Annotated in this window: 17 protein-coding genes and 4 pseudogenes; 4 read left to right on the forward strand and 17 right to left on the reverse strand. The window is 69.6% G+C overall.

Annotation, left to right across the window (positions count from 1 at the left end):
- The first annotated feature begins 9 nt into the window (after window positions 1–9).
- Both LNW71_RS37080 and mltG read left to right on the forward strand, forming a co-directional pair.
- On the forward strand, window positions 10–330 hold the full coding sequence (locus LNW71_RS37080) for an FAD-dependent oxidoreductase (protein ID WP_374119467.1): 321 nt from the start codon (window positions 10–12) through the stop codon (window positions 328–330).
- A gap of 104 nt (window positions 331–434) precedes the next feature.
- Entirely contained in the window at window positions 435–1277 is an 843-nt protein-coding gene (mltG, locus tag LNW71_RS30155) for an endolytic transglycosylase MltG (RefSeq protein ID WP_250971079.1), read from the forward strand.
- 41 nt (window positions 1278–1318) lie between these two features.
- Here the strand turns inward: mltG and LNW71_RS30160 are convergent, their stop codons facing one another.
- From LNW71_RS30160 to LNW71_RS30180, 5 genes and pseudogenes are all read right to left on the reverse strand, one after another.
- Entirely contained in the window at window positions 1319–2407 is a 1089-nt protein-coding gene (locus tag LNW71_RS30160; protein WP_250972193.1) for an NAD(P)-binding domain-containing protein, read from the reverse strand.
- Between the two features lie 67 nt (window positions 2408–2474).
- Window positions 2475–3683, reverse strand: coding sequence for an LLM class flavin-dependent oxidoreductase (locus tag LNW71_RS30165; RefSeq protein ID WP_250971080.1), 1209 nt, complete (start codon window positions 3681–3683; stop codon window positions 2475–2477).
- A complete protein-coding gene (locus LNW71_RS30170) occupies window positions 3680–4708 on the reverse strand; it encodes an ABC transporter substrate-binding protein (RefSeq protein ID WP_250971081.1) in 1029 nt (342 codons plus the stop codon). Before LNW71_RS30170 ends, LNW71_RS30165 begins: the two co-directional genes overlap by 4 nt.
- A 31-nt stretch (window positions 4709–4739) precedes the next feature.
- A pseudogene (locus LNW71_RS30175) lies at window positions 4740–5515 on the reverse strand (ABC transporter ATP-binding protein).
- Window positions 5488–6381 carry an ABC transporter permease gene (locus tag LNW71_RS30180; RefSeq protein ID WP_250971082.1) on the reverse strand — a complete coding sequence of 298 codons (894 nt, stop codon included), beginning with the start codon at window positions 6379–6381 and terminating at the stop codon, window positions 5488–5490. The pseudogene LNW71_RS30175 and the gene LNW71_RS30180 overlap by 28 nt, the downstream one beginning before the upstream one ends.
- Window positions 6382–6762: 381 nt before the next feature.
- On the opposite strand from LNW71_RS30180, the gene LNW71_RS30185 reads away from it, so the two are divergent.
- A complete protein-coding gene (locus tag LNW71_RS30185) occupies window positions 6763–7185 on the forward strand; it encodes a YjbQ family protein (RefSeq protein ID WP_250971083.1) in 423 nt (140 codons plus the stop codon).
- 225 nt (window positions 7186–7410) lie between these two features.
- Here LNW71_RS30185 and LNW71_RS30190 read toward each other — a convergent pair whose 3' ends face one another.
- From LNW71_RS30190 to LNW71_RS30225, 8 genes and pseudogenes are all read right to left on the reverse strand, one after another.
- On the reverse strand, window positions 7411–8676 hold the full coding sequence (locus LNW71_RS30190; RefSeq protein ID WP_250971084.1) for a DUF6357 family protein: 1266 nt from the start codon (window positions 8674–8676) through the stop codon (window positions 7411–7413).
- Between the two features lie 178 nt (window positions 8677–8854).
- The gene (locus LNW71_RS30195; RefSeq protein ID WP_250971085.1) at window positions 8855–9508 is read right to left on the reverse strand and encodes a DUF6357 family protein; all 654 of its coding nucleotides are present in this window, start codon (window positions 9506–9508) and stop codon (window positions 8855–8857) included.
- Between the two features lie 137 nt (window positions 9509–9645).
- A pseudogene (locus LNW71_RS30200) lies at window positions 9646–10085 on the reverse strand (hypothetical protein).
- A gap of 130 nt (window positions 10086–10215) precedes the next feature.
- On the reverse strand, window positions 10216–10743 hold the full coding sequence (locus tag LNW71_RS30205; protein ID WP_250971086.1) for a hypothetical protein: 528 nt from the start codon (window positions 10741–10743) through the stop codon (window positions 10216–10218).
- The gene (locus tag LNW71_RS30210) at window positions 10740–11957 is read right to left on the reverse strand and encodes a hypothetical protein (RefSeq protein WP_250971087.1); all 1218 of its coding nucleotides are present in this window, start codon (window positions 11955–11957) and stop codon (window positions 10740–10742) included. The genes LNW71_RS30205 and LNW71_RS30210 overlap by 4 nt, the downstream gene beginning before the upstream one ends.
- Window positions 11954–12211 carry an AAA domain-containing protein gene (locus LNW71_RS30215; RefSeq protein ID WP_374119540.1) on the reverse strand — a complete coding sequence of 86 codons (258 nt, stop codon included), beginning with the start codon at window positions 12209–12211 and terminating at the stop codon, window positions 11954–11956. The genes LNW71_RS30210 and LNW71_RS30215 overlap by 4 nt, the downstream gene beginning before the upstream one ends.
- Window positions 12142–14958 carry a DEAD/DEAH box helicase gene (locus tag LNW71_RS30220; RefSeq protein ID WP_250971089.1) on the reverse strand — a complete coding sequence of 939 codons (2817 nt, stop codon included), beginning with the start codon at window positions 14956–14958 and terminating at the stop codon, window positions 12142–12144. The genes LNW71_RS30215 and LNW71_RS30220 overlap by 70 nt, the downstream gene beginning before the upstream one ends.
- A gap of 12 nt (window positions 14959–14970) precedes the next feature.
- Window positions 14971–16653 (reverse strand): hypothetical protein, encoded by a 1683-nt coding sequence (locus LNW71_RS30225; RefSeq protein ID WP_308294528.1) that lies wholly within the window; start codon window positions 16651–16653, stop codon window positions 14971–14973.
- 341 nt (window positions 16654–16994) lie between these two features.
- Here LNW71_RS30225 and LNW71_RS30230 point away from each other — a divergent pair, with 341 nt between their 5' ends.
- Window positions 16995–17600: a class I SAM-dependent methyltransferase gene (locus LNW71_RS30230; RefSeq protein ID WP_250971091.1), complete on the forward strand. Its 606-nt coding sequence runs from the start codon at window positions 16995–16997 to the stop codon at window positions 17598–17600.
- 104 nt (window positions 17601–17704) lie between these two features.
- Here the strand turns inward: LNW71_RS30230 and LNW71_RS30235 are convergent, their stop codons facing one another.
- From LNW71_RS30235 to LNW71_RS30250, 4 genes and pseudogenes are all read right to left on the reverse strand, one after another.
- Window positions 17705–20008 carry a glycoside hydrolase family 92 protein gene (locus LNW71_RS30235; RefSeq protein ID WP_250972194.1) on the reverse strand — a complete coding sequence of 768 codons (2304 nt, stop codon included), beginning with the start codon at window positions 20006–20008 and terminating at the stop codon, window positions 17705–17707.
- Between the two features lie 80 nt (window positions 20009–20088).
- Window positions 20089–21138: pseudogene (locus LNW71_RS30240) on the reverse strand (glycoside hydrolase domain-containing protein); the annotation flags it as partial.
- 297 nt (window positions 21139–21435) lie between these two features.
- The gene (locus LNW71_RS30245; protein ID WP_250971092.1) at window positions 21436–22686 is read right to left on the reverse strand and encodes a HEAT repeat domain-containing protein; all 1251 of its coding nucleotides are present in this window, start codon (window positions 22684–22686) and stop codon (window positions 21436–21438) included.
- Window positions 22687–22950: 264 nt separating this feature from the next.
- Window positions 22951–24458 (reverse strand): annotated as a pseudogene (locus LNW71_RS30250) (DUF4246 domain-containing protein).
- Between the last annotated feature and the right edge of the window lie 149 nt (window positions 24459–24607).

Consider the following 24607-nt stretch of genomic DNA (forward strand, 5'->3'; position numbering starts at 1 on the left):
GGCGCGCTGGTGCCGAGGCTCATTCACGCACTGCCCGTCGGACACCACTGGAAGCGCACCCCGGGCATCACCCTGCTCGGCGACGCCGCCCACCTGATGTCGCCGTTCGCGGGCGAAGGCGCCAATCTCGCCATGATCGACGGCGCCGACCTGGGCCGGGCACTCGCCGCACACCCGGGTGACATCGAGGCCGCGCTGGCCGCCTACGAGGCACCGATGTTCACGCGGGCCGAGAGGACCGCCCAGGACACCGCGGAGAGCCTGGAGATGATCTTCAACGATCACGCGCCGCAGCCGCTCGTCGACATGTTCACCTCGGCCGAGGGGTGATGAGTTCCGGACGCCGGCCCCTGCGCTCACTCCCGCGGTGCGGGCCGCGTGTCGCCGGAGGCGGGGTGCGGGACGGCGGCATCGGCGCGGGATAGCGTGCCCGCATGGTGAACGAGACCCCGGACACCCCGCGCCGCCGCAAGCTCCGTCCGACCCGGCGCGGCCGGCTGGTGCTGCTCATCGCCGCCGTGCTCGTTCTCGGGGTGGCCGCCGCCGTACTCGTACCGCTGCTGACGAGAGAGCCCGAGCGGACCCGTTCACTGGTGGTTCCCGAGGGGTGGCGGGCCTCCCAGGTGTACGCGGCCGTGGACAAGGTGCTGGGGGAGTCCTCCGGCACCACGGAGAAGGCCCTCGCGACGGCGGACCTGCCCCTCCCGGCGGAGGCGAAGGGCAACCCCGAGGGCTACCTCTTCCCCGCGACCTACCCCGTCACCGACGACAGCACCCCGCAGAGCCTGCTCCGCTACATGGTCGACACGGCGGTCGAACGGTTCGGCGCGGAGCACATCACGGCCGGGGCGCAGCGCAACAACGTCACCGTCTACCAGACGGTGACCATCGCCAGTGTCGTGCAGGCGGAGGCGGACACCGCGGCCGACATGGGCAAGGTGGCCCGGGTCGTGCACAACCGGCTCGCACGGGACATGCCGCTCCAGATGGACTCCACCCTCAACTACGCGCTGAACCGCAGCACCCTGGACACCACCGCGGGCGACACGAAGATCGACAGCCCGTACAACAGCTACGCCCGCAAGGGCCTGCCGCCCACCCCCATCGGCAATCCGGGCGAGCAGGCGATGGCGGCCGCGATCAGCCCCACTGCGGGCCGTTGGCTCTACTTCGTGACCGTCGCGCCTGGCGACACCCGCTTCACCGACGACTACGCGGAGCAGCAGCGCAACGTCGCGGAGTTCAACCGCAACCGCCACGGCGCAGGCAACGGCTGAGCGGGCCGCCCCCCTTCCGGCGTCCTGGCGCCCGGCGCCGGTCAGGCCGCGGACGCCGCCCGTTCCGCCACCGGCCCGGTCCGCTCCAGCAGCCGTCCGATCGCGCGCACGGCGGCCCGCCCGGCCCGGTTGGCACCGATCGTGCTGGCGGACGGCCCGTACCCGACGAGATGGATGCGCGGGTCGCGCGCGGCCTGTGTCCCCTCGACCCGGATGCCGCCACCGGGCTCGCGAAGTCTCATCGGGGCGAGATGGCCGACGACGGGCCGGAAGCCGGTCGCCCAGAGGATGACATCGGCCTCGACCGTGCGCCCGTCGTCCCAGGCCACGCCGGACGGGGTGATCCGGTCGAACATCGGCAGGCGGTCGAGCACCCCCGACTCACGGGCGCGCCGGACGGCGTCGGTGACCGGCAGACCCGTCACGCTCACCACGCTCTGTGGAGGCAGCCCGCGCCGCACCCGGTCCGCGACCATCGCCACGGCCGCCCGTCCCTGGTCCGCGCCGAACGGGCCCTCGCGGAAGACGGGTGGCCGGCGTGTCACCCAGTACGTGTCCGCCGCCACGCCGGCGATCTCCATCAGGTGCTGGGTACCGGAGGCCCCGCCGCCCACCACGACCACCCGCCGGCCGGCGAACCCGTCCGGCCCCGGGTAGTCCGCCGTGTGCAGCTGGCGGCCCCCGAAGGTGTCCTGGCCCGGATAGCGCGGCCGGAACGGCCGGTCCCAGGTCCCCGTCGCATTGATCAGGGCCCGGGTCGCGTACGTACCCTCGGAGGTTTCGACGAGCAGCCGTCCCCCGTCGCCCTCCCGGACCGCGCTCACCCCGACCGGCCGGTGCACCCGCAGGTCGAAGGTGCGTTCGTACGAGTCGAAGTACTCGCCGATCACCTCGGACGAGGGCCTGCTGTCGTCGGCGCCGGCCAGCTCCATGCCGGGCAGCGCGTACATCCCGTGCACCTTGCCGTACGTCAGCGACGGCCAGCGGAACTGCCAGGCACCACCGGGGCGCGGGGCATGATCGAGCACCACGAAATCACGATCCGGCTCCAGGCCGGCGCGACGCAGGTGGTAGGCGCTGGACAAGCCCGCCTGTCCAGCACCCACCACCACGACATCCACCTGCGGCACCCCGACGTTGTTCACGCTTCTACCAACTATGCCGGGGTCGTGGATCTTCCCGCAGGCTCTGGGCGGCTCAGCGCCCCCCGGCGAACAGCAGCGGCGCCCCACCTGGTGCGGAGGCCGGCCGGCCGTTGACCGCGGGCACCCCCAGCAGGGGGGACGCCGGCACGGTCGACAGCAGGCCCCGGGCCGCGAGCTCCGGGGTGACGCCCTCGCCGAACCAGTACGCCTCCTCAAGGTGCGGGTACCCGGAGAGCACGAAGTGCTCCACACCCAGGGCGTGGTACTCCTCGATCCGGTCCGCGACCTCCTTGTGGCTGCCGACCAGCGCGGTGCCCGCGCCGCCCCGCACCAGGCCGACGCCCGCCCACAGATTCGGTGCGATCTCCAGCTTGTCGCGCGAGCCGCCGTGCAGCGCCAGCATCCGTTGCTGCCCCACCGACTCGCTGCGCCCCAGCGCCTGCTGGGCCGCGGCGATCGTGTCGGCGTCGAGGTCGCCGAGCAGCCGGTCGGCCGTCGCCCACGCCTCGCGCGAGGAGTCGCGCGAGATGGTGTGCAGCCGGATGCCGAACCGGACCGTGCGCCCCTGCTCCTCGGCCAGCCCCCGGATCCAGTCGATCTTCTTCTTCACGTCCGCGGGCGGCTCGCCCCACGTCAGATACACGTCGGCGTGCTCGGCCGCGACCGGCCCGGCCGCAGCCGACGAGCCACCGAAGAAGATCTCCGGCAGCGGGTCCGGCGGCAGCGCCGTCAGCCCGCCCTCCACCTGATAGTGCTCACCGTCGAAGTCGAACGGCTGCCCGCTCCACGCACCCCGCACCACCGACAGGAACTCCGCGGTCCTGGCATAGCGCCGGTCGTGGTCCAGGTGGTCGCCGAACCGCCGCTGCTCCGTGGAGTCGCCACCCGTCACGACGTTGAGCAGCAGCCTCCCGCGGGTGATGCGCTGGTACGTCGCGGCCATCTGCGCGGCGAGCACCGGTGAGATCACGCCCGGCCGGAAAGCCACCAGGAACTTCAGCCGCTCGGTGTGCTGGGCCAGCGCCACCGTCGTCAGCCACGCGTCCTCGCACCAGGTCCCGGTCGGCGTCAGCACGGCCTCGAATCCCAGCTGCTCCGCGGCCTTGGCGATCTGCGCCAGATACTCGATATCGGGTGCGCGCACCCCGCTGACCGGAGTGATCCGGTCCCGCTTGATCCCGCCGTCGGTGTACGCGTGCCGGTCGACGAGCGTGCGCCCGTCGCCGCCCGTGGGGAGGAACCAGTGCAGGTGGACGTTCATGAGGAGGCCTTTCCGTACGTGCGGGGAGCTGCCGAGGAGGGCGGCAGGTCGCGGTTGAAGCGGGTGTCGACGTAGTCCTTGAAGGTGAAGCGGTGCGGGATGAGCTTCAGATCGGCGAAGGTGTCCGCGATCTCCTGCTCCGAGGCGATCGCCGCCGGATCGATGGCGACGGCGACCCGGGTGCCGGCCGTCAGCTTGACCGCGTCCAGCGCGACCTCGTAGGGCAGGCCGGTCTCCTTCGCCCAGACCTTCGCCCACGCCCCGGGGTGCTTGAACACCCACTTCTGCGCCCGGTTCAGACGGACCAGCAGATCGCCGATGGCCTTCGACTTCCCGGAGTCCTTGAGCGCGGCGGGCGCGGCGACCTGGAACCCGAGGCCGTTGACGACGCCCTCACCCGTGGTCAGCACCCGGGCCTTGTTGCCGCGCAGCACCTGAGAGGTGTACGGGTCCCAGATCGCCCAGGCGTCGACCTTGCCCCGGCTGAACGCGGCCAGCGCGTCGGCCGGCTGGAGATACTTCAGCTTCACGTCGGAGAGGCTGAGCCCCGCCTTCTTCAGTGAGCTGATCAGCTGGAAGTGGGCGGAGCTGCCCTGGGCGACCGCGATCGACCTGCCCTTGAGCTGGGCGGGGCTCCGCAGCGGCGAGTCCTTGGGGACCACGATCGTCTCACCGGCCGAGGAGCCGTGCGTGGCCCCCACCACCGCGATCTTGGAACCGGCGCCGGCGGCGAACACCGGCGGGGTGTTGCCGACCCCGCCGATGTCCACGGCCCCGGCGTTGACCGCTTCGAGAAGGGGTGGTCCTGAGGTGAAGGTGGACCACTTGATGCGGTAGTCGAGGTCGTCCAGCTCTCCGGACGCGCGCAGGAGGGCTTCGTAACCCCCCTTCTGGTCACCGATGTTGAGCGTGATGCTGCCCTTTCCGTCGGTGTTGCTCGCGGTGGACGCGGAGGTGGCACCGCCGCAGGCGGTGAGCAGCAGGGCGAAGGGCAGCAGCAGGGCGGGCAGGGTACGTCGGTTCATGTCGTCTCACTCCGGTCCGGGTGGGGAGGGTTCAGGGGGTCTCTGCGGTCGGGGCGGGGCTCTCCACGCCGAGCTCAGTGAGCAGCCGGGTGCGCAGCGCGGCGAACTCGGGCGTGCCGGGGCCGCGAGGGCGGCCCAGGGCGACCGGCGTCTCGTACGCGATGACGCCGTCCCGCATCACCAGCGCGCGGTCGGCGAGCAGGAGTGCCTCGTCCACGTCGTGCGTGACCAGCAGCACGGCGCAGCCACGGCGCTGCCAGAGCTCGGCCACCAGTTGCTGGGCCTTGATCCTGGTCAGCGCGTCGAGCGCGCCGAACGGCTCGTCGAGCAGCAGCAGATCAGGCTCACGTCCCAGCGCCCGGGCCAGCGAGGCACGCTGCGCCTCACCACCCGAGAGCGTCCTGGGCCAGGCCCCGGACCGCTCGGCGAGACCCACCTCCGCCAACGCCTTCTCTGCGACCGCGCGTTCGGGCTTGCCGGGCAGCCCGAGCAGGACATTGCGCCAGACCCGCTTCCACGGCATCAGCCGCGGCGCCTGGAAGGCGACTGCCCGCCGCTTGGGGACCAGGACGGTCCCCTGGATCTCCCGGTCGAGGCCCGCGAGCACCCGCAGCAGAGTCGACTTGCCGCATCCGCTGCGACCGAGCAGAACGGTGAACTCCCCGGCTCGCAGGGTGAGATCGAGCCCGTCGACCACGGCCCGGCCGTCGAAGGAGCGCGTCAGCCCTCGACGCGTACGGCAGCCTCCGGCAGCGCCGATGAGGCGGGGGAGGGGGCGCTCACTGGCCCGTGAAGGTCGGTCGCCATTGCAGCAGCAGCCTTTCGAGAATGCGGACGATGACATCGGCGGTGAGGCCGAGGAAGGCGTAGACGACCAGGCAGACGACGATGACGTCGGTCCGGAAGAACTCCCTGGCCTGGTTCATCAGGAAGCCGATCCCGGCATCGGCGTTCACGGACTCGCCGAACACCAGCGCAAGCCACGCGGTCGCCAGCGAGTAGCGCAGCCCCGTCATGGCCCCGGGCAGCGCGCCAGGAAGCACCACATGACGCACCAGGCCCCACCGCCCGAGCCCCAACGACTCACCGGCCTCGATGAGTTGGGGGTCCACGCCGCGAATGCCCGCGTACACATTGAGATACAGATGGAAGGCCACGCCGAGCGCGATCAGCGCCACCTTCGGAGCCTCACCGATTCCCAGCCAGATGATGAACAGTGGGATGAGCCCGACCCAGGGAACGGTGCGCAGCATCTGCACGCTCGCGTCGACCAGATCCTCACCCAGCCGGGAGAGCCCGGAGACCAGCGCCAGCGCGGTCCCGACGGCGCCGCCGAGCACCAGCCCGACCGCGACCCGCTGTAGCGAGATGCCCATCGCCGAGGTCAGGGTCCCGTCGGCGATCAGATCCGATCCGGCGCGGGCGATGGTGCCGGGCGAGGCCAGTATGTCCGGATGCAGCACACCGGTAGCACTGAGCACCTGCCACAGGGCCAGCAGGAGCAGCGGGCCGACGGTGCGCCGGAGCCACCGGGGCACGTTCCGCAGCCGCGTTCCACGGGCGGCGGCCGGAACGACGGGCTCCAGGACGAGCGGACTCCGGTGGACCGAAATCTCGGGCGAACCGGATTTCGGGGATATATCCGGCGGTGCGAGAGCGTGGTCGAGTGTCATGAGGGCTCCATGAGCGGTTCACGGGCAGGGGGAGGGCGCACCCCGGCGCCCGGCCGCCGGACGGCCGCGCCACCGCGGCGGCAGGGCTACCGCGACGGGATGACGGGACGCAATACGACGGGACGGGCGCGACAGAACGCGTACGACGTCAGGAACGGGCGGCTGTGCGCCCGGGTCTCACTGACGGAAAAAGCGCTGAGAGAACGTCAGCAGCCGCGACAACACGCGGCGGAAGCCACCCGCAGCAGGTCGATGTGACCGCGCGAAGTGAGCAGAGCTGATCGGAACATGGCGCTGAACGTAGCCACCCTCAAGGAAGCGGTCAATGCCGTCTCGGCACGTGGACGCGCGATCTTGCCGTACGGGCAGGAGAATGAGGACATGTCCTCTGCCTTCACCACCAGCGTCCTGCACATCGCCACGGGAACGACGGAGACCGTCACCGATCTGACCTCCGACTGCGAGCAGTTCCTCACCCGGACGGCCGCCGGCCGCGACGGCCTGCTCAACATCTTCGTACCGCACGCCACCGCCGGCATCGCCGTCCTGGAGACCGGCGCGGGCAGCGACGACGACCTTCTCTCGGCCCTGCACGCACTGCTCCCCGCCGACGACCGCTGGCAACACCGCCACGGCAGCCCCGGCCACGGCCGCGACCACGTACTCCCCGCCTTCGTGCCGCCGCACGCGACGCTGCCGGTGATCGCGGGGCGGCTGGAGCTGGGGACGTGGCAGTCGGTGTGCCTGGTGGACACCAACAAGGACAATGCCAACCGTCAGGTCCGGCTGAGCTTCCTCGGTTAGTGGGTCGCCGGACGGAAACGTGCAGGGGAAGCCCGGCCGCGCCGACCGAGTGGTGCGCGTCGATGTGATTCGATCCGGAAGCCGGCATCGGCGGTGGGTTGCTGCACCTGGAACAGCAGGGTGCCTACGGTGACCCTGGCCGGAAACGTCAGCGGCAGCGCGGCGACCGGCCTCCGTTCGGGTTCTCAGCGGCGGGTGGCACCGGTGACGGCAGGCGTCGACGGACTACCTGGCGTCGCGCTGCCGGCGCGCACGCTCGAACTCGGCGTTGTCCGACATCCAGGAGCCGTGCTGTTCGAGTGCGGCGCAGCCGCCGCGGACGAAGGTGCTCACCAGGTTCCGGTATCCGCTCATCCCGTCGACCAGGCTGTACTCGACCCGGTACTCAGGATCCGACCCGCCGCCTTCACCCTCGTGCACTGTCGTGACCCGGGCTATGGAGTCCGCGTAGAAGTGGAGCTGGATCCCTTCGCCCCTCTCCTCGTCCTCGATGGTGAACACTTCGTTGTCCGCGGCGGAGCGATCGCCGACGAACTCCCAGAACTCCGCGGTGGCAGTGCGGGGATTGCCGGCAAGCCACTTCTTCTCGACGCCCTTGTCGTCGGTGAACGACAGGGCCGTTTTCCTCGCACCCGCGCCGAAGCGGTCGCGGTCGCCGGCAGCCTTCTCGTCATCTTCCATGGGCGTGCTCCGGGAGCGGTCCGCGGCCTCCGTGCACAGCAGGAAGCTCACGGTACGCACCGCGTCATCGACGAGCTCAGGGTGTGCGCGCCGCACGGCCGTGTCGACCGCCGTCGCCATCCGGTCCCAGTCGCGCTTGTCCGTGGCGCGCTTTCCCCGTCGCGGATCGCGGCCGATCCGCATACCGGCGCACGCCTGCTCCGCGGTGGCGATCACCCGCATGACCTCGGGCAGCAGCGCGGGGTCGACGGCATCGGGCTTCCGCCTCGGAACCGTCGAGCCGTGCAGGTACTGGCCCGTGTAGCTCAGAATCGACGCGTCGAGCGGACCGAGTACTGTTCCGCGCTCGGCACGACGGCGGTTCGCGTGGTACTCCTGAGCGCGCTTCCCGTCGGACGTCTCCGTCGCCGCGCGCATCGCGGCGCAGACCTCACCGCTCTCGAGCAGATCGATGTCGGCCCCATGGGCGATGAGCCGACCCCGGTCCCACGGGATGCGTTGGAAGAGCGCGTCGAGGTCCGAGGGTGAGGAGAGGAGGATCGGGTCCAGGAGCGCGACGGCGGCGTTCTCGTCGAGCCGGCCCCGGGTTCCGGCGGCGTCGCACAGCGGAAGGACCGCACTCCACAGCAGCAGGTGTCTGGCCAGGTCCTCCTGGATCACCGCAAAATGGGCTTCCCCGATCGAGAACGTGAACGTGCGAGGCTCATGGTTGGCGTCGGCCCCGGCACCGAGCATCAGCTTCAGCTGACCGTCCTCGCGTATCACGTTCGGGATCCAGCCGCTCCTGCGCGTGAAAACGATGTCTCTCATGGACTCAGTCTTCCATCAGAAGAGACCGGCGAGTCCTGCCCGCACCGATCTGACCAGCCGCTTTCGTGTACACCCACGCCGTCGGCGCGAGCAGGCCGTCATGCCGACGCGAGCAGGCCGTCGTGGTCGAGTCAGACGTTGTACCTGAACTCCGCCGGGTCCGTCCCGAACCAGCTGTTCACGACCAGCGTTCGAATTCGACGTCGAGGCGTATGTCGGTGCGCACCCAGACTTCGCCATCGGCGGCCTCGGCCGGGGCGGCGACTCGTTCGAGACCGAGGAACTCGATCAACTTGAGCAGTTCGGCTCGGTCAGCCGGGTCATCGCCGACATCATGCGAGTCGAAGAAGACGTAGTACTGGTCACTCGGGTCCACGATGCCCGAATTCGCCCAGATCCGAGCGACTTCTTCGATTGCCGCGGCTTCGGTCGTGATCGTGGCGGCGCGGGTAGCACCGCGAGTCTCCGGCGACGCGTCGAGGTCGGCGAGGTCCGAGAACCACTGGCCGAAGTGGTCGAGGCCGACGTAGCCCTTCTCGAAGAACAGCATCGCGCTCGGCAGATAGCGATTGGCCCTGTCGACCTTGAGGTATTCGAACCGGTGTTGGTCCGCCACTTCGATCCGGGCGATCACACCTTGACCGGTCATGAGCACCAGTCTCTGGCCCGCCGGTACATCTTCGATGGTGTAAGTGTCGGAGTCTCGCTCCCGGAAGAACGCGGAGAATGCTACGTACGCTTCCTGAGCGTCGCCCACGGAGACCCGCTGGTCGTTACCGTCACCGACCACGAAGACGAACTGTTTCGGTCCGGGGCTGTAAGGGCGAGCCATATGTGTCCTTCGTGTCCTTCGTTCAGTCTTCCGCGTCGTTCAACCCGTTCCCGGTGACACCTCGTGTGCAGGGCGTGGCGATCCATGAACCGGTGGCCGAGGTCAGCTCTGCGCGAGTGTGCGCTGCCGGCCCCTGCTCAGCGCCGGCCGGTCGCCAGGATGACGAGGAACTGGCCGCCGCCCGGCTCGATGTCGGCGGTCACCGGCAGTCCCGGCACCAGTCGGGAGAACCGGTCCACCAGCCAGTCCGCCGCTTCCTGGGCGTCCCGCCTGGTCGGACAACGGCCCACCATCTCGCGGCCCCCTTGCGCTCCAGCCTCCCGGCAACGGTGATCAGTGGGGCGGGATCGACCACGTAGGGGCGGTCCGGCCAGGGGATGACGACCTTCACCGCGCCCTTGCGGGTGTTGCATCCGCGGTGCGCGAGCCGCTCGGCGACCTTGGCCTTCCGGTCGGCGGTCCGGCTGTCGACACTGGGCCCCCGCGGGTCGTTCACCGACTCGTCCGGGTCGACCGCTTCGTCACACACCCAGCAGCGCCAGCCGTCGCGCTCGGCCACATCATCAAGGAGACTCATCCGAGCAAACTAGCGTGCTCGGCCGCCCCCTGCGCACCAGGGGCTCCGGCAGAGTCCTCACACCGGACGACGTGCTGCAACGCCTGGCAACCAGCGGCGGGTGCGGCCGAGCCTGGGCCGCCGGCCCGGATCAGCTCCCGAGTTCGGCGTAGCGGACGATCTGGACCGTCAAGCCGATGACCATGAACGTCTCGGTCAGTGCGATCGTCACCAGTGGCCAGGGCGTCGGGCCGAGCAGCCAGTAGACGGCAAGTGCCGCAAGGGGTGCCCCGCAGAACGTCATCAGGTCCACGGCGAGCTGGAACCGCTTCCGGGAGCGGCGGCGCGTGTCGCGACGATGAGCGGACTCCCAGCCGAAGACAGCTGTCCGGACCGACGCCAACTCCTGGAGACGAGGCGACAGGTCGTCGCGTATGTACCGGCCGACGGCGGAGATCTTCTCGTCGTTGACCAGGTAGGTCCATCCCAGGACTACGGACAACGGGGGGAGCAGCAGCAGCATTTCGAGGTGGCCGCCCCGTGCGAGGGTGGAGCCGATCACCGCCGCCATGACGCCGAGGGTGGCGTAGATGAGGTTGTCGCGGAAGCCGATCCTGGCTCGTTGCTCCTGCTTGATGTGCTCGTACTCGGCAAGCAGGAGTTGGCCGATGTCAATCACAGTTGTTGATTCTCCAGACGAGCCAGTTGGGCTTCCAGACCGCTGAGTCCTGTTTTCGCCGCGCCGCTGCGGACATCGGACAAGCCAGGTGTTTTCAAGCGTAGTTGGTGGGCGAGGCGAGCGATGAGTTCTTCCGCGCCTGGTCGAGTGACCTGCCGGCGCGAGCCCATCCTCTGGTCCAGTCGGTCCAGAAGGGCGCGCTTGCGTGGTGTTTCCTCCGGGCACCAGAGACGGAAGAAGCGGCTGCCCGCCATCCGATAGCTCCCGATGCGGGAGAACGGGATTCCCTTCTCGCCGAAGGCGGAGGAAGGCAGCGAAACCGACCAGGTGCCGTCGTCGTCCTGTTCCGGGGCAACCGTGTCGAGGCCCTGCTCGCTGAGCCATTTCCGGGCCGACCGCAGGAGGCGCTCGTCCGCCTCCGCGTCCAGCTCCTCGTTGTCGAGAGCACTGATCAGCTCCGATGTACCGGCGCAGAGCGCGCTGAGCTCCGGGTCATGGGCCGTCCCCGCCTCTGCCTGGCCGTAGATCAAAAGCCCCTCCCGGCCACGCACCAGGTAGACGGGCAGGAAGACGAGCGTCTCGCTCAGACACTCCACGGCGTCCAGGGCGACCGGGAGGTTGAACCGGGCCCTGTCCTTGCGGCGCTTGAGGCGGTCCAGAGCCGAGCGGTCGAAGCCGGATGTCACGGCGACCGGTGTGAAGCGCGGGTAGCGCGTGCTGCGCTGCGCCCGGTCCATCTCTTCGGCGGACAGCAGCGTCACGACCTCGTCGTCGTAGTGGGCCCGGGTCAGTGGGCTGCAGCTCAGTGCCTCGAAGTACAGCTGGCGTCGGTCCTGGCGGGTGACCACGTAGCGGATGTCGTCGTCCACGGAACGCTGTCCCAGCGGCGTCAGGCGCAGCCGGCCTCCGGGCCCCTCCTGCGTGTGGCCGATCGCGGTCAGGAAACGCACGGCCTGCGCGACCAGGGCGCGGTCCAGTGCGAAGAACGCCGCGAGCTCGTCGACGGTCTCCAAGGAGCCGTGGCGCAGCCCGCGCTCCAGGAACCGGTCGATCAGGAAGAAGTCCTCGCCCTCGGTGATGTCGGCGCGGATCTCCACCTTCCACACCGGCAGCAGCAGTGCGTAGAGCCGGGTGGGCACGATGCCCTGTCCGAAGGCGGCATCCTCCAGGACCCGCTCTTCAGGGAAGTTCATCAGCCTACGTGCGGTGGTCATGGCCGCCCGCCCTTCCGGGTACGGCCGGCGGCATCCCTCGGGTCCGGGACGGTCTCGTCGAGGACGGCCATGACCTCCCAATAGTCCCGCAGATCGCCACGTTCGAGCAGATGCTGATGCAGGTCGCCGATGAGAGTGCGGAATCCTGGATCGTCGGCACGCATCAGCGTGCTCAGATCGCCGGTCAGGACCAGCTGGCTCTTGGCCCGTGTGAAGGCGACGTTGGCACGGCGCAGCTCCTTGAGGAAGCCGATCCGGCCCCCGGGTTACTGCGGGTGAAGCCGTACAGGACGACGTCGCGCTCGCCACCCTGGTAGGAGTCGACGCTGCCGACCGAAGCATTCGCGAGCTGGGAGTCACCGATCAGCGGAGTCAGGAAACGGACGACCTCCAGCCGCTGCGCAAGGTAGGGGACGATCACCATCCACTCGGCACCGCGGCGGTGGTAGAACGCGGCGAGCCGCGCCAGCAGACGCGCTTCACAGGGGTTGAAGGGGCCCTTCTGGCCGCGGCCCTCGGTGCGCCCGCGCCCGGACTCGCGACGCACGCGCTCGGGCAGCGAGGCAGTGTCGACGAAGGCCATCGGGCTCGCGAACAGGGGATCGCGGTGACTGTGGTCCTTCTCCGTGAGCAGTTCTCCCCGGTAGAAGGCGGTCGAGATGAAGTCGGCGATCTCGGCGGGCATGCGGCGCTGACGGGTCAGCTGTACGACATGCGAAGAGGGCAGTCCGGCGCGCAGGCGTTCCAAGGCGCTCTGTGACATCAGCCGGATCAGTTCGGGATCACCGATGCCCTGGGCCCATTGGTCCACGTCGGCATCGCGGAAGGGCGGCAGTTGCCGGTCATCCCCGACCAGGACGCCACGGCGGACCCGGGCCAGCGGCACCAGGGTGTCCGCGATTCCGATCTGGCCTGCCTCGTCGACGATTCCCAGGTCGAAGTCGACGCCGGACAGTTCGGCGCGTGACGCCGCGCCGATGCAGGTGGCGCCCACCACCTGGGCGTAGCGGACGAGTTCGGGCACCAGCTGCCCCGGGTCCAGGCCGATGGCGGCTCGCCACTGCTGGGTCAGTTCCTGGCGTTGCGAGAGAACCGGGAGCCAGTCCTCCAGCTGCTCGTGCAGGGCGCGCAGCGCGGTCGCCCCATCGGCTGGATCCAGCAGGCGGGCCGGCAGCGTCGCGCGCGGCACGACCGCGCGGAGCGCGTGGACGGCCATGTCTGCTGCCTCGTAGGCGGACTGAACACTCTTGGCGAGGTGGCCTTCCGCCGTCCGGCGTGTGGTTCGGGCCGCGATGACAGCGGGATCCTCGCGGGCCGCGCGTTCTGCCTCGGCGCTTGCCGCCCCGGTCCGCCGGAGGATGCCGGGGGCGAGCGCGTTCAGCCTCTCGATCTCGGCTGTCTCGATGGCGAGCTCTGCTTCCCGGCGGCGGGCCCGGTAGCGGTGCAGGCGACCGATGAACAGGAGATGGGAACGCCGTCGCGCGGAGTGGGCCTTCGCCCGGAGCCACTCGGCACGCTCGGCCCGGTTCTCCAGGATCGACCGCCGTTCTTGTTCCTCGAGCCGCAGCGCCGCCAGCTGCTCCTGGGCCGGTGCGGCTGCTGCCCGGATCGCCGCGTGCAGGCGCAGGTCAGCGGTCCGCGTTTCCTCGGCGTGGCCGTCGACCTGCTGAATGCGTGCGCCGAGCTCGGCTGTCCACGGTTCTACGGCTGCCGCCTCCTGGTAGGCCTGCGTACGCTGGGCCATGGCGTGCCGGATCTCTTCGGAGAGGCTCTCCGACTGCTCTTCCAGGAGTAACGGTTTGACGTCGGCGTGCACCTTGCTCTCGTCCCCGACCCGGATCACCACGAGATCCTGGGGAAGCCGGGCCAGCACGTTGTCCACGGCACGGTTGGTGTGCGAGGTGACGAGCACCCGTCCGCCGTCCGCGGCGGATGTGGTGGCGGCGGTGTGGGCGATCTCCGTGATGGTCCGGGTCTTGCCCGTGCCGGGCGGGCCGAGCACCACCAGCAGGTCCTGGGTGGTCAACGCCTTCCGAAATGCCTGGAGTTGTTCGGGGTCGAGCTCCTGGTGCGGTCGCGCGCGGGTCGGCGGGATCGGGCTCACCTGGTGGTCGACCACGGCAGGCAGGAGGCCGGGGTTCCTGGAGTCGCCTGCGCGGAGGCTCGCTACGGCCTGTCGCTGCTTGTTGAAGATCACGCTGGTGGGGACGAGCTCCAGAGCGCCGCGCGGCGGCAGCCGGTCCCACGACACGGGCTGGTCGAAGCGGACGGTGATGTACCCGCCCGCTGCCCGGCCCACCTTGCCACGGGTCTCCGTGTCGCCCTGAATGCGGACGAAGGCGCCGGAGGCCGGCAGCTCCGGTCCGATGAGCTGGAATTCGTAGACGGACTGCGGGGCGCTGCCGCGCTTGCCACCAGTGGCCGTGAAGCCCTGGTAGGGGAAGGGGGCGGCTTGGCGCGCCTCCCGGGTGGTGATCTCCTCGGTGGCGTCGATGAGGCGGTCCACCGAGTCGAGGAACTCCGACTGGGCATCGCTGGTGGACCGGACTTCCGGCTGATCCGGCCGCGCCCGGCCGAGGCGCTGCCAAGCCTCTTCGAGGACCTTCCACTGGGCGTCCGAGCCCGCCGGTACGGCCGGCAGCTCGAACACCATGTGCCAGGCCGGCGGGCGCACCACGAGACAGGACCTGGCGAGGCGTGTGTGGTCGGCGAGGCGCAGCGGATCGATGTGCTTGACGAGGTAGCCGGTCCCTCGGTGCGTCGCCTCGAGACGTATTCGGTACGCACGTGTGTGAACCAGCAAGGACGGCCTGTACTTGCCACCGGCGGGGCTGAGGATCGCGGCCGCACCGGCTTTCTGCTTGTTCAGGTCGTGCACGATCTGGGAGACGTCCGCCGGCAGACCGGCGCTGACTCCGGCCTTCGAGCGAAGCTGGTCGTCGAGACCGAGGCCGGGGACGAGAACCAGCGGAGCGCGAAGGGCGATGGTGGACAGGGGCATCGGCGGCGCTCCTCAGCGCTGGGGCGGCGGGACGGATGCCAGCTCGCGTGCGGCGGAGAGCAGAGCGAGGCGGAGGGTACGCGCCTCAGGGCGGGCCCCCGGGTCCTGCCGCAGCGCACCGGCGACCGCGCGGACGAGACTGTCCGGTACGGCGTCCGAGCCGCGGTAGGCAGGCAGCCCGGGGCCGGGGATCCGGCCGGTCAGTGCGCGGTGGAGCAGCGCGCCCAGCTGGTAGACGTCGGTGGCGGGCCCGGGCCGGACACGGGAGCCGTGCCGCTGCTCGGGCGCCTGGTAGGGCCCCGCGTTCTCGCCGGGGCGGGGCGGCACGGTGGCAAGGCCGAAGTCGCGCAGCACCATCCGGGGCCGGTGCATGACGACCGCGGTCGGCCGGAGCGCGCGGTGCGAGAAGCCCGCGCCGCTCAATCGTTCGAGAACCTGGGCCACGTCGGCGAGCCCTCTCACGAGGGACCACAGGCGCTGCGGATCCGTCGGCGTCGGCGACTCGGGCAGCAGCTCATGGACAGTCTCCATGGGGCTGCCGCGCCTCGGGTCACCCGGCCAGGCCAGGGCGAGCGTCGAGGTCTTCCCGCTGCGGGTCAGCTGTACGACGTCGGGGCCACGGAGCCTGCGGCACAGCTCGGCTTCCTGTTCGAGCGCGGCCAACGGGTCGAACTGGTTCGGGCCGGCCGGCGGTCCTGTCCGTTCGACCTGGCGCAGCCAGGCGTAGGCGCCGCGACCGCCCCCGCTGGGCACCACGCGTGCCACTGCCTGACGTCGCATCACTTCGCCGTCCCGCGACTCGTGAACGAGGTCATCGGGGCTCTCGTACAGCAGGTACTGCTGTCCCGCAACGTCGACGACGGGCCGGCTGTCCCAGGCGGCCGGCTCGTGGGAGCGGTCGGGGGCGGACACCACGACCACGGCGGTTCCGCCGCGCGACTCCCGGGCGGCCTGCCGTTTCGGGCGCAGGTCGCGGAGCACCCGCATGGCGAAGGCGGCGGCGTGCCGCGCCGCCGCCTCCTGCGAGCCGGTGGCGTCGCGGGCGGATTTGTCCGGGCCGGCGAAGTCGCTGATGCCGCGGATGGACAGGGCCCGCACAGCGCCGCTCATCCTGGTCGCGTGGGTGACGCCGTGGCTCTCCATGTCGACGGCCACCGCATCGTTGTAGTGCAGGCGGATCCGTCGAGCCGTCTCGGAGTCGCGGGAGCCGACCAGTACGTCACCTGACGCGATCGGCTCGAAATGAACCTTGGGCGGTGTGGAGAGGCGGGCGTCCGGGCGGAGAAAGGCCCAGGGTTCGTTGCGACGGGCGGAGCGAACCAGTTGATCCATGTCGTACTCGGGCGACCAGGTGTCAGGGCGGGCCGCGAATCCGTCCAGGCTCTCGCGTCCCCCGTGGTAGCCGTGAACCTTGCTGGCCACGACGACGTCACCGAGCTGGACATGGTCCTTGAGCGCACCGGCGACGCCGACGAACAGCACAGCCTCGGCGTCGAAGCGCTCGATCGCGGACTGCGCGACGAGCGCCGCACGGGTGTTGGTGGGGCCCGTCTCCGCCAGCGCCACCTGCCAGTTGAGACCCGGCATCCGGCCCACGTCGAGAAGGGTGCCCTGCGGCAGTTTCTCCTCGTGGACGTCGACCATGTGCCGGCGCACCGCCTCGTGTTCCACCTGTAAAGCAGTGAGCACGACCACAGTGGGCCGTTCTCTGCCCGCTACCCCCAACGGAAACCCTCACCTTCACAGGTCTGACACCGAACCTCGTCACTCCCGGCTGTCGTCCCGCTCCGCGTGCGTGGGACGCGGCAGGAACGAGCACTCTAGCCTGGCCCGCCGAAGCGTATTCGTGGGCCGGTCCCGCCTGATGACGCCCGCTGCCGGAACAGTTCGGAACGAGCCAGGCCGGTGCCTCGTCGACGGTCGCCCAAGGTTCTTCAGGCCGCCCGACTCCGACCGGAACACCCCAGGATGTGGCCTCAGCGGTGCGCCCGGCCGCTGCTTCGCGTAGCCGCACCGGCGCCCTGTAGGTTGGCCTGATGAGTCGCTGGACGGAGCTGACCGGAGAAACATCCGGGGAGGACTACGCCGCACGATTCGCGGCCCTGGCCCGAAGTGGCAAGGACGTGCACGGTGAGGCGCGGTTCTGCGCAGCTCTCGCGCCCGCCGGAGCGCGGGTGCTGGACGCCGGGTGCGGTACCGGACGCGTCATGATCCGGCTCGCGGAACTCGGGTACGACTGCGTCGGGGTCGATCTTGACGCGTCGATGCTGGCAGTGGCGCGGGAGCAGTCGCCGGACCTGCCGTGGTTCCAGGTCGACCTGGCAGAGTTCGAGCCGGCCCGGCTGGGTATCGCAGCGGACTTCGATCTTGTCGTTGCCGCGGGCAATATCTTCCCGTTGCTCGCCCCCGGCTCCGAAACCGCGGTGGTCGAGCACCTGTCCGCGGCCCTGCGCCCGGGCGGCCTGCTGGTCGCCGGCTTCGGCCTCGACGAGGCCCACCTGCCTGTGCCGCCCAGCCTCACGCTGTCGGAGTACGACGACTGCTGCGCCGCGTCCGGCCTCACCCTCGTCGACCACTTCGCCACCTGGGACGCCGACCCCTACGACGGCGGCGGCTATGTCGTCGGCGTCCACCGTCGATGAGGACGTGGTTCGTCCTTCACTGATCGACGGGAGGCCCGGTGCTCACCAGCACCGGGCCTCCCGTCGATCGCTGCGAACCCGTGTCGCAGGGTCGGTTGCGACGGTCAGTGCTCCAGGGTCATCGCGTAGATCTCGAGGTCGCTGTCGCGTTGCCAGTCGAGCCCTCCGGACCCGGGTGCGACCCATGCCGGCACGGACGGTGTTGCCAGGGAGAGGGACCGGACCTTCTTCCCGGACTTCAGTGGGACGGTCGTTTCGTAGAGTGATGCCTTGGTGGTCGTCTTCCCGGTTCCGGCCTTGAGCTGGTACGCGGTCGTCAGCGCGACGGAGTTGCCGAAGTCCGGAGTCCTGTTCGCCCAGCCGGTGAGTTCGAGCGGAACCGTCGCGGTGCTTCCGTCGGTGTAGGTGACGACGGCGGTGGCCGACGCGGCGCCGGTACTGCCGTTGTCGGAAGCGCCCACGATGTGGAGGCTGTCGTAGTTGCCGGAGGGCAGGGCGATTGCCTGGCCGGTGGACTTGACGAAGTTCCGGCTGCTCCCGGAGGTCGGGGGCGCCTGGTAGGTCACCCCGCCGAGGACGACCGGTCCCGGCTCGGGCAGTTGGTCGGCGGCGTAGCTCAAGCCCGTGCCGTCGAAGTTCCCCTCGCCCGGCGCAGCGAGTGTGGCGACGCCGTCGTTGTTGTAGGCGGAGTTGAGATCGACGGCGCACGAGGTGTCCGTCTTGATGGCGCAGTTCCCGGACTTCTGCACCACGACGGTGACGGTCTTCCTGACCGGAGCGGCTCCGGGGAGTTCGGCGGTCACCGACACCTCGTAGGCGCCTGCCTTGGTTCCGGCCGGCGTGGTGATCCGCAACCGGTCGTTCATCTGGGCGGGGAGTCCGTTCGAGTCGGCCTTCGCCGTCGCGCTGGACGGGGACACCGACCACCCCTTCGGCGCCGTCGCGGTCACGGTGGCCCGCGCGGTGTGCGGAGACGTGGCCAGCAGCGTCAGGTCGACCTGCTGCCGCGAGGCGTGATCGGCCGTGGCCTCCATGACGACCTGGTCAGGCGCAACGTCGGCGCTGAGCCGGTGCTGCGGATTCGGCGCCGTGTTGATCGACGGCGGGGCGTCCTTCGCGGCTGTCGCCCACGCCGTGGGCTCGGTGCTCAGGGCGTAGTCGATGCGCCCGCCGTGGGCGATGTCCGACTGGTCGACCCATGCCTTGTCCCAGGCCTTGCCGTTCACCGTCGCGGAGGCGATGTAACGGTTGGCCATGCTGGTGCGGGGCGCGGAGATCGTCAGGGTCCCGCCCTGCGTCTTGCCGTAGTGACCGATCCGCACCTGCGCGTTCGGGAACTGCGGAGTGGTGAGGACGTCGAAGTTGCCGCCACTGGTGGTGGGGTAGAGCCCCAGCGACGACATCACGTACCAGGCGGACATCTCACCCATGTCGTCGTTCCCGGGGATGCCGCCGGGGCTGTTCGTGAACAGGGTCTCCTGGGCCTTGACCACGGTCGCGGTGTAGCTGGGCTGCCCGGTCCACGCGTAGAGGTACGGCGCGATGAGGTTCGGCTCGTTGTTCGGGTTGTACTTGGTGGAGCCGTAGTAGTTGTACGGGTCGCTCACCCAGGCCGTGCGGGCCGTCCCTGCCGGGTCGGTGAGGAGGTCGTCGTAGGCGAAGAAGTCGTTCAACCGCTTGTTCGTCGCGTCCTCGCCACCCAGCATGCCGACGAGCCCCGCCGGGTCCTGGGGCACCAGCCACTGGTACTGGCTCGCGTTCTGCTCGTGCAACGCATGGTCGCTCGTGACCGGGTCGTACGGGGTCAGCCAGGTGCCGTCGGCCGCGGTGCGGGGCCGGAACTGGCTGGTCTGCGTGTCGAAGACGTTCTTGTACGACTGGCCGCGCCTGGCGAACATCGCCGCGTCGGCCGCGTGGCCCAGCCCCTTCGCCATCAGCGCCAGCGACGCGTCGGCCGCCGCGTACTCCAACGTGGCCGACGTGCCGTAGTAGCAGTCGTTGTCGTTCGACTTGGTCGGGCAGCAGTTGCCGCTCGTGTCCCCGCGGCAGTCGGCGTTCGACTTGATGTTGAGGCCGTAGGGCACGTATCCGCGTTCCGCGTAGTACGCGGCCCCGGCACGCCCGTTCTCACGGACGTCGGCGGGCGGCACCTCGGTCGCGTTCGCCCGGAGGTACTTGTACGCCTCTTGGGCGTCCGCTCCGGTGAGCAGCCCCTTCGACCAGCCCTCGACCAGGAACGGCGTGACCGGGTCACCGGTCATGATGTTGCCTTCCTCGTTCTCCAGGTACCAGCGCGGAAGTGCGCCGCCCTCCCGCGCGATCGCGAGGATCGACATGTCGATGTCGTGGGCGACCTCGGGGACGAGCATCTCGAGGAGCTTGTTCTGCGTCCGGTAGGTGTCCCACAGCGAGAGGTTGCTGTAGGGGTGTAATCCCTGGCGGTGTGGATCTTCTTGTCGGCTCCGACGTAACGGCCGTCGACGTCACCGATGATGTTCGGGTCGACCATGGAGTGGTAGAGCGCCGTGTAGTACGCGACCTGCTGGTCGTGCGAACCACCACCGATCGCGGCCTTGTGCAGCGTCGTGTTCCACTCGTCGTTCGACGCCTTGTGTACGGCGTCGAAGTCGAATCCGAACTTCCCCGTCTCCGCGGTGAGGTTCTTGCGGGCGCCGTCGAGTCCGGTGAAGGAGAGCCCCACCTTCGCGACCACGGGAGCGTCGTTCTTCCTCGTGTCGAACGACACCCATGCTCCGTTGGCCCCCTTGGCGGCCGACGCACGGGAGCCCGGGCTCCGGTCGGTGCCCTTCCAGGTGCCGTACGAGGCGAACGGCCGGCTGAGCTGTGCGACGAAGTAGGTCTTCTTGGAATCCTCGACCCACCCCTCGATCGTCCGGTCGCCGACGACGTGGATCTCGGAATCGCTCACGCCGGCACCGGCGTTGAACAGTACGTTCGCCTGACTCGTCCGCGGGAACTCGTACTGCTGCCACCCGGTCCGTGCGGTCGCCGTCAACGAGGCGGTCACGCCGTACTTGTCGAGCTTCGTCCGGTAGTGGTCGGGCCCCGTCGTCTCGTTCTCATGACTGAAGGTCGACGCGTACTGTGCCGGATCGGTCGAACTCACCGCGCCGGTGGTGGGCATCATCGGCAGGTAGTTGAACCGGCACCCGTTGATCGTCGTCTGACTGAACCCGATGACCGTGTCGGAGGACTCCTTGTCACACCCCGTGCCGCCGGCCGTCTTCATCAACGGACTCTCCTGCACCAGTCCGAACGGCGCGCCCGCGGCAGGGAAGGTCAAACCCTCGTTCTCGGTCCCGATGAACGGATTGACCAGCTTCGTCAGATCGGTCCCCGCTCCCGGCGTCGCGTCGGACGCCGCCGTCGACTGCGTGGCGGCATCAGCGCTCCCCGCAGCCCCGGTGACAGATCCCGCGGCGGCGAGGGCGATACAGAGCGCAGTCGCCCCCAACCGGTTCCTCAGACGCTGTGCCGCCGACCCGGTCCGGGTCGGTGCGTATCGCGTTGATGGCATACCACTCCCGTCGTGCGCTACTCGTAGACATCGTTGTCATTGACCGCACGTGACGCTAGATCGTCTCCTGCACCCCTGCAAGGGGTTACTGCCGCGTCACTTGGCCGAGATGGCGACCGTTGCCGTCGGCGGCCTGCGAATTGGGTGATGGCTGCGAGCGGAACGGAACAGAAGTCGGGTGCTCCGAGTACGTCCGGAGAGTGCTGTCAGAACACGAAAAGGCGCTTCGGAGCTGCAAGTTCCGGACGTCTCACGCCCCTGAGCCCGGCGTCCGCACTCGGGCCGTGCCCGGCCGTACTAGATACGCAGCGCCCCGGTGAACACCTCGTGACCCACTCCCGGCCGGGTGATCGCGAGCCAGCCGTGGCCACGCAGAGTGGTGTCGGACGCGACGGTGTTCGGGTCGAGGGAGAGGGCACCGGCCGCTTCGTTGGTGTCGGACTCCGCGGTGGCGTTGGGCTCGTGACCGTCCTCGTCGGGGCTGAGGGGCGTCTCCCAGTCCATGGGATCGCCCTCCCACTGCGGGTCCTCGTAGCGCCAGTACCGGCGACGCGGCACGCCGTCGATGGCGACCGCCCAGACCATCGAGTCGCTGTGCGCGTCCTGGCAGTAGAACTGCGCCTGCCCGCAGGCGGCACTGAGGCGGCTGAGGAGATCATCGACGTCCCAGGCCAGCTGTCCCAGCGGGGTGTCCGCGTAGACCAGCCGCCAGCCGTCCAGTTCCGGGGTGACGAACACCCGGAACGCCGCGTGCCGAGTGCCGTCCGGGTCCGTGATCTCCGCGGTGTCGTTCTCCATGGCGGAGAGCCCCATGGAGATCGTGCAGGGGATGCGGTCGTGCAGTCCCATGGCGTCGAAGAGGCCCTGGTACGTCTCGCCGGGGACGGCCAGCCATTGGTGGTCGGGCAGGGGGACCGGGGCGTCCTGGGACGTCTTGATCCGGACGAGCCGCTCCAGGGCGCGGCGGTCGCGCGCGTCGAGCCGGTCCGCGCCGCCGATGAGGGCCAGTGCGGACAGCGCGTGCCGCCTCAAGTGGGCGGGGCCGTCCCGGCGGATGGCCCGCAGCGCCGGGGCGGCTCCCGCACCGATGGCCCTGACGGTCTTCTCCGCCTGGTAACGGGTGTAGGAATCAGCGTCGTTCAGGAACGGGACGACGTCGGTCAGCGTGCCGGCGGCGGCCTCGCCGAGGTTCTGCAGGCCCCACAGCGCCTGCTGCCGGACCTCCTTCATGGGGTGGGACAGCGTGGCCGCGTACTGCGGGATGCACCGTTCGTCGAACCCGCGCAGCACGTGGCCCAGTTCCCACCAGTCGGGAACCTTGTCGGCACGGGCGCGGGCCGCCACCGCGGCGTCGAACGCGGCGGGGCCTATCAAGTGCAGTGCGTCCCGCAGTCCCCAGAGGGCCGGCCGGCTCACCTTGCCCAGCGCGGCGACGAGTCCGGGCGCTGCGGCGGCGCCCGGCTCGGCCAGGCGCCGAACGATGTCGGACGTCGGCTCTCTCTGCTTTGTCGCCTGTTCGAGCTCGGCGATCAGCGCGGCTTGATCCATGCGGCAGACGATATCCAAGGGGACTGACAACACCCCCGGACTGCTGCGGAGTTCGCCTCCCGCAGGTCCGGGGGTCCGTCGGGTCCGCGGCACCGGCACGGTCCACGGCATGGCGGGAGGCGGGACATACGGCGCCAGCTTCACGGACGAGGCGAGACGTTCCGGCCGGAGAGCGCCGCCGGGGCGGCCTGAGCCGCCTCCGGACGGAACCGGGTCCGGCTCGGGCGGACGCCGGGCCGGACCCACCCCGGCCCTGAACGAGGTTCAGTGCTCGCAGAGGGAGAATTCTCGTTCGTAGAGCTGCTCGTTGTGCTCGTCGACGAAGAACTTGCGTTCCTGCATGAGTTGTTCGCGGTAGTTCCTGGCCTGTTCAAGCGTCATGGTCGAGGTGTCGGACCATGGTTGTTGCGGGGGCACATCGGACGTCGAGACGATCTCTTCCGACGGGTCGACCAGGAAGAACGCGAGAATTTTGCGATGTCCCGGACGGCTGGGTTCCGTGAGGCGGAATGAGCCGACGCGGTGTTGCAGGACGTTCGGGAACGCCAGGCAGCGGCCCGCCGGGGTCGATGCCGATCCCAGCGCCTGGTTCAGTGCGTCTTCGTTCTCCAGGCCGTAGACCTCCCGCATGCCGTTGTCGTCGCTCTGTTCGTAGAGCGGGTCGTCGAGTGCCGCCCGGAAACTCAGCCGGCTCTCGGTGATGTTCTCGCTGTCCCAGTAGTAGATGCCGGTCGAGACGATCCGCTCGTTCAGCATCCCCTCGACATGCCAGGAACCGCCGGAGTACTCGGGCTTTTCCGGAGTGAGGTGAATGGTGGCGAGCTTGACGATGACCTGGAGACGGCGGCCGCGCAGGTCGACCCGGGCGGATCCGTCGGGCAACTCGGGCGGGGTGAAGTCCGGGGCGTCCGGGATGGCCGGACGGCGGGTCTCCCACCAGTTGTCGTGCGCCTCTTCCCAGACGCGGACGGCCTCTGCGTAGGTCTCCTTGTCGCTGTAGGAGGACTTGTCCGGATACTCCGGCTCCGGGTCGTACCACCCGTAAGGATCGGCCTCGATCCGCAGGGGCCGGGGATGGCGCAGATCGGTGAGCACGTTCTCCAGCAGAGGGAGCATGCGTGCGAACAGGTCCGGCAGGACACGGGCCAGTTCCTGATGAGCCTCGGGGTGGACGTTGTTGACGTACGAACGGAACGCGGCAGTGCCGTCGTCACTGACATCGACGTCCGTGGGCAGCCACTGGAACTTCTCCGAGAACTCGTACTTCGAGTAGCGGTCCGTCGGGTTGTGCCAAGCACGCTCGTGCTCGCCGCTCACCTCTCTCACCAGACAGAACAGTGAGGGATGAACCAGGTCGACCACTTGGCCGTCGGATCCGGGATGCCAGTCGCGTTCTTCCTCGGGACCTGTTCCAGAACCCGGACCGCCTCGCGCAGCCGGGACCCGAGCTCGTCGTCGACCAGCGTGTCCGACTGCCACACCCCGTCGACGGCGGACACCTCGATACCGGTCCGCCCGTCCCGAAGTGTCGCGTAATGCACGAGTTCGGCAAGCACGTAACGAACCTGCGCTTCGGTGAGCCCCTGGGCGATCGCTTCCTGCGTCCACCTGGCGACGACGGCGGCATCGTTCATCTTGTCGAACCACCCCGGCTTCGCCCGAATGTGAGAGCTGCACTGCATCATCTGGAGTTCGCGCAGAGTTCGGGGCGTGGCGAAGGATATGGAACGGGAAGCATGAAAGGGCAGCGGATAGGCAGACAGGCCAGTCAATTCTCTGGTCCTCCGAGTCGGTGTGGTGGCCGGAAGGATACGTCAGCGCACTGACACCGCAGCCGCGGTACCTGTCATCACCGGTCCAGGAGCGAGACGGGCGGCAGCCGATGACACCCGCCAGGGACCACGCACGTGGTCTCGGGCTC

It is taken from the genome of Streptomyces sp. RKAG290 (genome assembly GCF_023701695.1).
In the GTDB taxonomy this organism is placed as follows: domain Bacteria; phylum Actinomycetota; class Actinomycetes; order Streptomycetales; family Streptomycetaceae; genus Streptomyces.